A 1,432-nucleotide genomic window follows, 5' to 3' on the forward strand; every position below is an offset into this window, starting at 1 on the left:
CTCTCTGGGGCACAATGTGAAGTCTCGAGACATTGTTCCGGTTATGTCTCGAGGCTTCCTTTATTTTTGTTGCCCGGGGTGGGGTTTAGTTCGTTGTCTTTTTGGTTGTAGTAGATCTTGTCTGAGGTCAGTGTGTAGTGGGCTATGTGTTGCCCCGTGGCGGTGATTTTGATGTCTGCTGTGTTGTCTACGCACATGATGGTGATGGGCTCTCCGGCCCATCGGCGTCCGATATAGAGGCGTCTGAGTTGTCCGCCCCACCGCAGTGTCGTTTTGCCGTTTTTGGCGACTTTGTCGGTGCGCAGGCGGTAGTCATGAGTCTTGTTTCCTGGGCGGGGGTGCGCTTTGGGTAAAGCGTTGTAAGCCTCCGCAGGGGTACATCGGTTGAGTGCTCGGTGGGGGCGTTTGTTGTTGTAGTAGTCGATGATGTCATCGAGTTGTTCGTTGAGGTTGTCGATGTCTCTAGCTTGGGGTCTGTTACGTAGTGCCAGTTTGAGTGTGTAGTGGAATCGTTCAACTTTCCCTTGGGTTTGCGGGTGGTAGGGTTTGCCGTTTTTCTGTTCAATTCCTAGGTCTAGGAGGAGTTGTTCGAAGCCATTGCGTGCTGGGTTGGTGCGGTCGTTGCTGGTTGTGAATGCTCGTCCGTTGTCGGTCAGGGTTGATTGTGGGTAACCGTGGATGGTGGCTGTGTAGGTGAAGGCTTCGATGACGTGGGTAACGGTTGCGCTGTTAAAGGCTTGGCAGTGAAGTACATAGCGTGAGTGGTCGTCGAGGATTGTAAGGATGACGACGCGTTGGTGGCCTGCGATGGTCCAGTCGCTGTAGTCCATTTGCCATGTTTCGTTGGGTTGGTCTGCTTGGAATCGTATCCATGAGCTGCGGGGACGTTTTTGTGGTTGGGGTGTGATGTGTCCGTTGTTTTTGAGGATGCGATGGATCGTTGCTGTTGCTGGCAGTGGGGTTGTGTCTTCTTGCTCGAGGTGCCAGCGGATGGTGTGGGCTCCCGCGTCGGTGCCGCGGTTGGTTAGTTCGTAGCGTAATTGGAGGATGCGGTCGACTACGTCCGGGGCGGTAGCGCGTGGATTTGTATGAGGGCGTTTTGATTTAGGGGTCAGTGCCTCGATGCCGCCTTCGGTGTAGCGCTTTTGTAATGTTCGGATCCAACGCGTTGTCACTCCGAAGTGTTGGGCTGCTTCGGTTTGGGTCATGCCGGTGGCGAGCATGGTTTCGATGATGATTTTCGGAGCTGGTTTCTCCATGGTTTCAGCATGGAGGAACGATGTCGCGAGACATCAGTTTCGGCGTGTTTGGGGCAACTGTGGTGTGTTGCCGGGCACATCGTTTCTCGCCGGAACGATGTGACGAGACATGATGGTTCTCGGCACCGGAACGATCTCATGAGACATGCGGAACGATGTCACCGAACCAGACA

Annotated in this window: 1 protein-coding gene; it reads right to left on the reverse strand. The window is 54.3% G+C overall.

The window, feature by feature from the left end; translation table 11 throughout:
* Nucleotides 1-41: 41 nt before the first annotated feature.
* A complete protein-coding gene (locus CRD18_RS07220; protein ID WP_049190698.1) occupies nt 42-1,259 on the reverse strand; it encodes an IS481 family transposase in 1,218 nt (405 codons plus the stop codon).
* Nucleotides 1,260-1,432 lie beyond the last annotated feature (173 nt).

Source organism: Corynebacterium sp. LK31 (assembly GCF_014335015.1).
Lineage (GTDB): Bacteria > Actinomycetota > Actinomycetes > Mycobacteriales > Mycobacteriaceae > Corynebacterium > Corynebacterium jeikeium_D.